The organism is Nakamurella sp. (genome assembly GCF_048594475.1).
Classification (GTDB): Bacteria; Actinomycetota; Actinomycetes; order Mycobacteriales; family Nakamurellaceae; genus Nakamurella.
In genome coordinates this window covers 1-6,641 of record NZ_JBMDXT010000358.1, presented here as the reverse complement: position 1 = coordinate 6,641, position 6,641 = coordinate 1, and the positions used below count along the sequence as shown (strand labels likewise).

8 protein-coding genes are annotated in these 6,641 nt (G+C 74.1%); 2 read left to right on the top strand and 6 right to left on the bottom strand.

What is annotated here, in order from left to right:
- Together ACOJUF_RS16160 and ACOJUF_RS16155 are read right to left on the bottom strand one after the other, a co-directional pair.
- Positions 1-528 (bottom strand): class I tRNA ligase family protein (locus ACOJUF_RS16160; protein ID WP_420122852.1); only part of this gene is annotated, 528 nt, incomplete at its 3' end.
- Between the two features lie 116 nt (positions 529-644).
- Entirely contained in the window at positions 645-845 is a 201-nt protein-coding gene (locus ACOJUF_RS16155) for a hypothetical protein (protein ID WP_420122850.1), read from the bottom strand.
- 242 nt (positions 846-1,087) lie between these two features.
- On the opposite strand from ACOJUF_RS16155, the gene ACOJUF_RS16150 reads away from it, so the two are divergent.
- Positions 1,088-2,164 (top strand): nicotinate-nucleotide--dimethylbenzimidazole phosphoribosyltransferase, encoded by a 1,077-nt coding sequence (locus ACOJUF_RS16150; protein WP_420122849.1) that lies wholly within the window; start codon positions 1,088-1,090, stop codon positions 2,162-2,164.
- 181 nt (positions 2,165-2,345) lie between these two features.
- Positions 2,346-3,746: a chloride channel protein gene (locus ACOJUF_RS16145; RefSeq protein WP_420122848.1), complete on the top strand. Its 1,401-nt coding sequence runs from the start codon at positions 2,346-2,348 to the stop codon at positions 3,744-3,746.
- A 21-nt stretch (positions 3,747-3,767) separates the two neighbouring features.
- Here ACOJUF_RS16145 and ACOJUF_RS16140 read toward each other — a convergent pair whose 3' ends face one another.
- The 4 genes from ACOJUF_RS16140 to ACOJUF_RS16125 all read right to left on the bottom strand — a co-directional run.
- The gene (locus ACOJUF_RS16140) at positions 3,768-4,313 is read right to left on the bottom strand and encodes a potassium channel family protein (protein WP_420122847.1); all 546 of its coding nucleotides are present in this window, start codon (positions 4,311-4,313) and stop codon (positions 3,768-3,770) included.
- Positions 4,310-5,551: an MFS transporter gene (locus ACOJUF_RS16135; protein WP_420122846.1), complete on the bottom strand. Its 1,242-nt coding sequence runs from the start codon at positions 5,549-5,551 to the stop codon at positions 4,310-4,312. The genes ACOJUF_RS16140 and ACOJUF_RS16135 overlap by 4 nt, the downstream gene beginning before the upstream one ends.
- Positions 5,548-6,198: a uracil-DNA glycosylase gene (locus tag ACOJUF_RS16130; RefSeq protein WP_420122851.1), complete on the bottom strand. Its 651-nt coding sequence runs from the start codon at positions 6,196-6,198 to the stop codon at positions 5,548-5,550. The genes ACOJUF_RS16135 and ACOJUF_RS16130 overlap by 4 nt, the downstream gene beginning before the upstream one ends.
- A gap of 91 nt (positions 6,199-6,289) precedes the next feature.
- Positions 6,290-6,641 (bottom strand): thiamine-phosphate kinase (locus ACOJUF_RS16125; protein WP_420122845.1); only part of this gene is annotated, 352 nt, incomplete at its 5' end.

Genomic DNA, 6,641 nt, shown 5'->3' with positions numbered 1-6,641 from the left:
CTCGGCCCGGTAGATCAGGCCGTCGTCATACATGCGCTTGAAGATCGTCTGCACGGCGTCGGACAAGCCGTCGTCCAGCGTGAACCGCTCGCGGTCCCAGTCGACGGAGTCGCCGAGCCGCTTCATCTGGCCCAGGATCGCCCCGCCCGACTCGCGCTTCCAGTCCCAGACCTTCTGCACGAACAGGTCGCGCCCGTAGTCGTGCCGGGACTTGCCGTCGACCGCCAGCTGCCGCTCCACCACGGTCTGGGTGGCGATGCCGGCGTGGTCCATGCCGGGCAGCCACAGCGCCTCGTCGCCGGACATCCGGTGCCAGCGGGTCAGCACGTCCATCAGCGTGTGGTCGAGCGCGTGCCCGATGTGCAGGCTCCCGGTGACGTTCGGCGGGGGCAGCACGATGGAGAACGGCCGACGCTCGCCGCGCAGCACCTTCTGCTCGTCGGCCTTGAAGTAGCCGGCGTCGACCCACCGCTGGTACAGGGGTACCTCGACCGCCGCGGGGTCGTACTGCTTGGCCAGGTTCGGCACTGATTTCGACGCTGAATTCGGCGCTGGATCGAGCCCGTCGTCGGGCACCTTGTCGGCGGTGGGAGTCACCCGGCAATCCTAGGTGGGCCGGCGGGCGCGCCCCTCCCGGTGACGGTTCAGGCCGACTCGGCCAGGGCCATCGGCCCGTACACGGCCTGGCGGTCGTTGAACAGCGAGACCTCCGCGATGCCGCTGTCGAGCAGATCGGGCCAGGCATCCCCGAGCCAGACCTCGGCCTCCTCCTGGGAGCCGAACGCGATGTCGGGACCGTCGGCCACCACGCCCGCCTCGTCCGCGTAACGCCACAGATACACCATCGGTTCTCCCCTCAGTGCCGTGCTGCGTGTCCTTGCCATCGGGTTGACCCCGACCCGGACCGATCCGGTGTCCCCACGGTAGCCCGGGGGTCCGACAGTTGGCCCTGACCTGCGAATTTTCACATCTCTTTACGATCGTCTGCACCGTCGATCGACACAGCGCCCGGACACCGGACCCGCGGGCACCGACCGGGCACCGACCGGGTGCCGACCCGAGGGCGCGGATCGGCATACTGGGCGCGATGGACTCGCCGATCACCACCGACCTGCCGCCGGTGCCGGCCCTGGACCACGAGGCCGTGCTCGCCGCCGCCGACGTCCGCGACCTCGTGCCGGTGGGCGCCTTCGGCGTGTGGGCCTCGGTCATCGATCTGCTGGCCGGCGCGCGGGGATCGGCCGACGGGCCGCTGCGGCCCCACCCCCGGCTGACCGTGTTCGCGGCCGACCACGACGTCGCCGGCCTGGCCGTCTCGGCGACCCCGGCGGACCAGAGCCGGCGCCGGGCGGCCGACCTGGCGCTGGGCACCGGCTTCGCCGCCGACCTGGCGGCCGCCACCGGCACGCCGATCTCGTTCGTCGACGTCGGGCTGGCGCAGCCGCTGCCCGAGGTGCCGGACCGGATCGCCGGTGCCCGACCGGCCGGCCGCATCGACCGGGTCGACGCGATGGACGCCGCCGCGCTGGCCGCCGCCGTGCAGGCGGGGCGGGATGCCGCCGACACGGCCGTCGACACCGGAGCGGATCTGCTGATCGGGGCGACCTGCGGGGTCGGGGTGAGCACCCCGGTGGCCGCGCTGACCGCGGCGCTGACCGCGATGGAGCCGGTCGACGCGACCTCCCGCGGCTCGGGCATCGACGACAACGCGTGGATCCGCAAGGCCGCCGCGGTCCGGGACGCGCTGTTCCGGGTGCGCCGGGCGGGCGGCAATTCGCTGGACATGCTGCGGGTCGGCGGCGGGCCCGACCTGGCCGCGCTCACCGGGTTCATCGCCCAGGCGGCCGTGCGGCGGACCCCGGTGATCGTGCACGACCTGCCGAGCACCGTCGCCGCCGTCCTGGCCCACCGGATCGCACCGGGGGCCGACACCTACCTGATCGTGTCGTCGCTGGCGCCCGAACGCGGCCATCCCCGGGTGCTGGACCTGCTGGGCCACGAGCCGCTGACCGACTGGTCGATGACGGGGCACTCCGGGGTCGGCGCGCTGATGGTGCTGCCGTCCCTGCTCGCCGCGATCGGCGCGTTCGACGGGATCGACCGGGACGCCCGGCCGGCCCGGACGGCGGACGCCATCGGCACCTGGGACGCCACCCTGCTGTAGGGCGGTCCGGTGGCCGCGCACGCTCGACCCACCGGGCCGTGGTCGACGGGATCGCACCGGCCGCCGGCGCCCCTATCCGCCTCGGGTGATCTCCGGACGGGGCCGCCGACGGGACTCGGCCGGAATCACCCGGCGGGATATGTTGGCCGCTCGGACGACCCTTCCGCACGAGAGGTGCCCGATGGCCGACTCGCCCACCCCGCCGGCCGCATCACCCCCCGCCGGGGCCGCCGCGGTCCCTCCGGCGGGCGCCGCACCCGGCGCCGCCGACCCCGGCGCGATGGACCCGCGCAAGGTGATCCGTTCGCCCGCCTACCTGTCCGCGCTCATCCTCGCCGCGATCCTGGGCATCCCCATCTCGGCGGTCGCCTACGGCTTCCTGACGCTGGTCACCAAGCTCCAGCAGTACCTGTTCACCACGCTGCCGCAGGACGTGCTGGGCGGCCCGGCGCCGGCCTGGTGGCCGCTGCCCTGGCTGGTGCTCTGCGGGCTGCTCACCGGCCTGACCATCCGCTACCTGCCCGGCAACTGCGGGCACTCCCCGGCGTTCGGCTTCCAGGCCGGCGGCGGCGCGCCGAGCGGCAAGGAACTGATCGGCGTCTTCCTGGCCGCGCTGAGCACCCTGAGCCTGGGCGCGGTGCTCGGCCCCGAGGCGCCGCTGATCGCGATCGGCGGCGGCCTGGCCGCGCTGACGGTGCACCTGGTCCGCAAGGACGCCCCGCCGATGGCGGCCACGATCATGGCCTCGGCCGGCAGTTTCGCCGCGGTCAGCACGCTGCTCGGTTCCCCCGTCCTGGGCGCGTTCCTGATCATGGAGGTCGCCGGCATCGGCGGTGCCACCCTGAGCCTGGTGGCGCTGCCGGGCCTGCTCGCCTCGGGCATCGGCGCGCTGATCTTCCTCGGGCTGGGCAACCTGACCGGGCTCGGCACGTTCTCGCTGTCCCTGGGCACCGTGCCGCCGGACGTCGACCCGACCGTCGGCTCGCTGGGCTGGGCCATCGTCATGGGCATCGTGGGCGCCGGGCTGGGCTGGGTGATCCGCTGGGGCGGGCTGTCCCTGCGCCCGCTGGTCCACCTCAACCGGGTCCTGGTCACCGTCGGGCTCGGCCTGCTGGTCGGCCTGTCCGCGATGCTCTACCAGCTGCTGACCGGCCACAGCTTCACCCAGGTGCTGTTCTCCGGGCAGGACGCGCTGCCCGAGCTGGTCAGCCACGCGACCGAGTACTCGGTGGGCACGCTGATCGTGCTGGTGCTGTGCAAGTCGTTCGCCTACAGCCTGTCCCTCAGCGCCTTCCGCGGCGGCCCGGTCTTCCCGTCGATGTTCATCGGCGCGGCCATCGGGATCGCCGCGTCCGGGCTGCCGGGCATGGCCCTGGCCCCGGCGATCGCGATGGGGATCGGCGCGATGTGCGCGGCGATGCTGCGGCTGCCGATGACCTCCACCCTGCTGGCCACCCTGCTGCTCGGCGCCGACGGCATCTCGGTCACCCCGCAGGTGGTCATCGCGGTGGCGGTGGCGTTCGTGGTGACCTTCATCCTGCCGGTGCCGGGGCCCAAGACGCCGGAGCTGCACACCGTCTGACCGGGCACCGGGCCCGGCCGGTCAGTCGGTGCCGAGCCGCTTGCGCGCGACACCCCGCTGGGCGGCCGAGCTGAGCACCCGGATGACCAGACCGAAGACGACCAGGTTCAGCAGCATCTGGACGGTCACCAGCAGCTTCATCGGGTTGACCGCGGCCACGATGTCGCCGAAGCCGACCGTGGCGAAGACGGTGACGGTGAAGTAGAGCGCGGTGTCCTTATCCAGGGGCTGGGTGAACGACGCCGGGTCGGCCACCGAGTTGGACAGGTAGACCCGCGCGAAGATCAGCAGGAACAGCAGGATGGTCAGGGCCAGCGACTCCATCCCGCGCAGCATCGGGTAGCGGGCCCGGGCGATCAACGGCACCTGGACGCCGACGATGGCGCCGAAGATGACCAGGTCCAGGACCAGCCACGGCAGGTCGGAGTCCCCGTCGTCGCCCTTGACCGGCATGACGTAGTACACCCAGAGCAGAACGACGATGGATGTCACCAGCCGGGCGCACATCCAGCTGACGGGCTTGAGCATGCCCTGGGGGATGTCGGGCGGGGAGGCGCTGGCGCTCACGATGGAGAGCTTGGCCGCACCACGCCCGGTTCCGGGCGCGGCGCGCCGAGAAACGCCACGACGGCGGCCGTCCCGGTGCTCGCCACGACCAGGGCGGTCGATCCGCTCCAGCCGAACCGGGCGTACAACGCGGCGCCCGCCAGCCCGACCAGGCTCGACCCGGCGTAGTAGGCCAGGGAGTACACCGCCGACGCCTGGGACCGCGCGGCCGGCACCCGCTCGCCCGCCCACGTCGCGGCGATGGCATGGGCGACGAAGAACGACAGGGTGAGCAGGATCAGCCCGGTCAGGATCCACCACAGGGGCGCGGCCAGGGTGATCGCGGCCCCGACCGCCATCGTCGCACCGGCGCCCGCGAGCACCCGGCGCCGGCCGAGCGCGGCCACCAGCCGGCCGACCCCGGACGAGGAGACGGTGCCCACCAGGTAGGTCAGGAACAGCAGGCTGACCACCGACGCCGGCAGCCGGTAGGGATCGCCCAGCAGGCGGAACGAGAGCAGGTTGTACACCGTGACGAACGCGCCCATGAGCAGGAACGCCTGGGCGTAGAACACCCACACGACCCGGTCGGCCAGCGCCAGCCGCACCCGCGCCCACTGCCCCGCCCCGGCCCCGGTCGGACGGCGGGATCGCGGACCGGAATCGAGCAGCACGGCGAAGACCGCCGCCGCCACCGCGACGAACACGGCCGTGGTGACCAGGCCCCAGCGCCAGCCGAACAGGCCGCCGACCGCGCCGGTGAGCACCCGTCCGGACAGCCCGCCGATCGTCGTGCCGGCGATGTAGAGGCCGCCGATGCCGGCCACCCGGGCCGGTGGCGCCGACGAGACCAGGTGGGCCACCGCCAGCGCCGGCAGGGCCCCCAGCGCGGCCCCGGAGATCGCCCGCACCACCAGCAGCAGGGTGAACGTCGGGGCGAGGGCGACCAGCAGGCCGGAGATCGCGGCGACGATCGCCGACGCCCGCATCGCCCGGGCCCGCCCGACGCGATCGCCCCAGGCCGCCCAGGGCAGCACGGACAGGGCGAGCGCCCCGGTGGCCACCGAGACCGCCAGCGTGGCCTGCGATTCGGTCAGGCCGAACTCGGCCGCCAGGCCCGGCAGCACCGCCTGCACGGCGTAGAGCTCGGCGAAGGTGGCGATGCCGCCGGCGAACAGCGCCGCGGTCAGCCGCCCCGGGCGGCCCGCGGCGGCCGGACCGTTGGCTGGTCCGGGCCCCGGACCGGGCGCCGCCGTCACAGGGTCCAGTCGACCGGTTCGCCGCCCTGCTCGACCAGCGAGGTGTTGACCCGGGAGAACGGGCGCGATCCGAAGAAGCCGCGGTCGGCCGACATCGGCGACGGGTGCGCGGACACGATCACCGGGGTGTCGCCGAGCAGCGGCCGCAGGGTCTGCGCGTCCTTGCCCCACAGGATCGCGACCAGCGGGCCGCCCCGGGCCACCAGCGCGCGGATGGCCTGCTCGGTGACCGGCTCCCAGCCCTTGCCGCGGTGGGATGCCGGCTTGCCCGGTTGGACCGTCAGCACCCGGTTGAGCAGCAGGACACCCTGGTCGGACCAGGCGGTCAGGTCCCCGTGCGGCGGCGCGGCGATACCGGTGTCGGCGGTCAGTTCCCGGTAGATGTTGGCCAGTGACCGCGGGATCGGCCGGACCTGGCGGTCCACCGCGAACGACAGGCCGATCGGGTGTCCGGGGGTCGGGTACGGATCCTGCCCCACGACCAGGACCTTGACCCGGCTCATCGGCCGTTCGAACGCCCGCAGGATGTGGTCGCCGGCCGGCAGGTACGAGCGGCCGGCCGCGACCTCGGCCCGCAGGAACTCCCCCATCGCCGACACCTGCCCGGCGACCGGGCCGAGGGCCTGCGCCCATTCCGGGTCGACCAGGTAACTCCGGGGTGCGGGCTTGCCCGGAACAGTCGCGGCCGGCCCCCCGGGCCCGGCCGGGGGTGGGCCCGGCCACCTCGGCCGGGCCCGCTCAGGCGAAGTGGTCCCAGCCCCCGGCCGCGTCCCAGGGGGTGCCGTCGACCAGCACCCCGCTGCCCTCGCGGACCGCGCCGATCACGATCCAGCCGGCCGGCACCGCGCCGGCCGGGAAGGTCGCCGCCAGGGCGTGGTCGTCGCCGCCGGTCAGCACCCACTGCAGGGGATCGCGGCCCAGCGCGGAGGCGACCTCGGTCAGCCGGTCGTGCACCGGCAGGGCCCGGGTGGCGATCTCGACGGCCACCCGCGATTCGTCGGCCACGTGCCCCAGGTCGGCCACCAGCCCGTCGGACACGTCGATCATCGCCGTCGCACCGGCCCGGGCGGCGGTCACCCCGGCGGCCAGC

Bases quoted from the DNA above. Each gene is read 5' to 3' on its own strand.
- ACOJUF_RS16150 (WP_420122849.1), top strand. From the start codon at position 1,088: ATGGACTCGCCGATCACCACCGACCTGCCGCCGGTGCCGGCCCTGGAC.
- ACOJUF_RS16155 (WP_420122850.1), bottom strand. From the start codon at position 845: ATGGTGTATCTGTGGCGTTACGCGGACGAGGCGGGCGTGGTGGCCGAC.
- ACOJUF_RS16145 (WP_420122848.1), top strand. From the start codon at position 2,346: ATGGCCGACTCGCCCACCCCGCCGGCCGCATCACCCCCCGCCGGGGCC.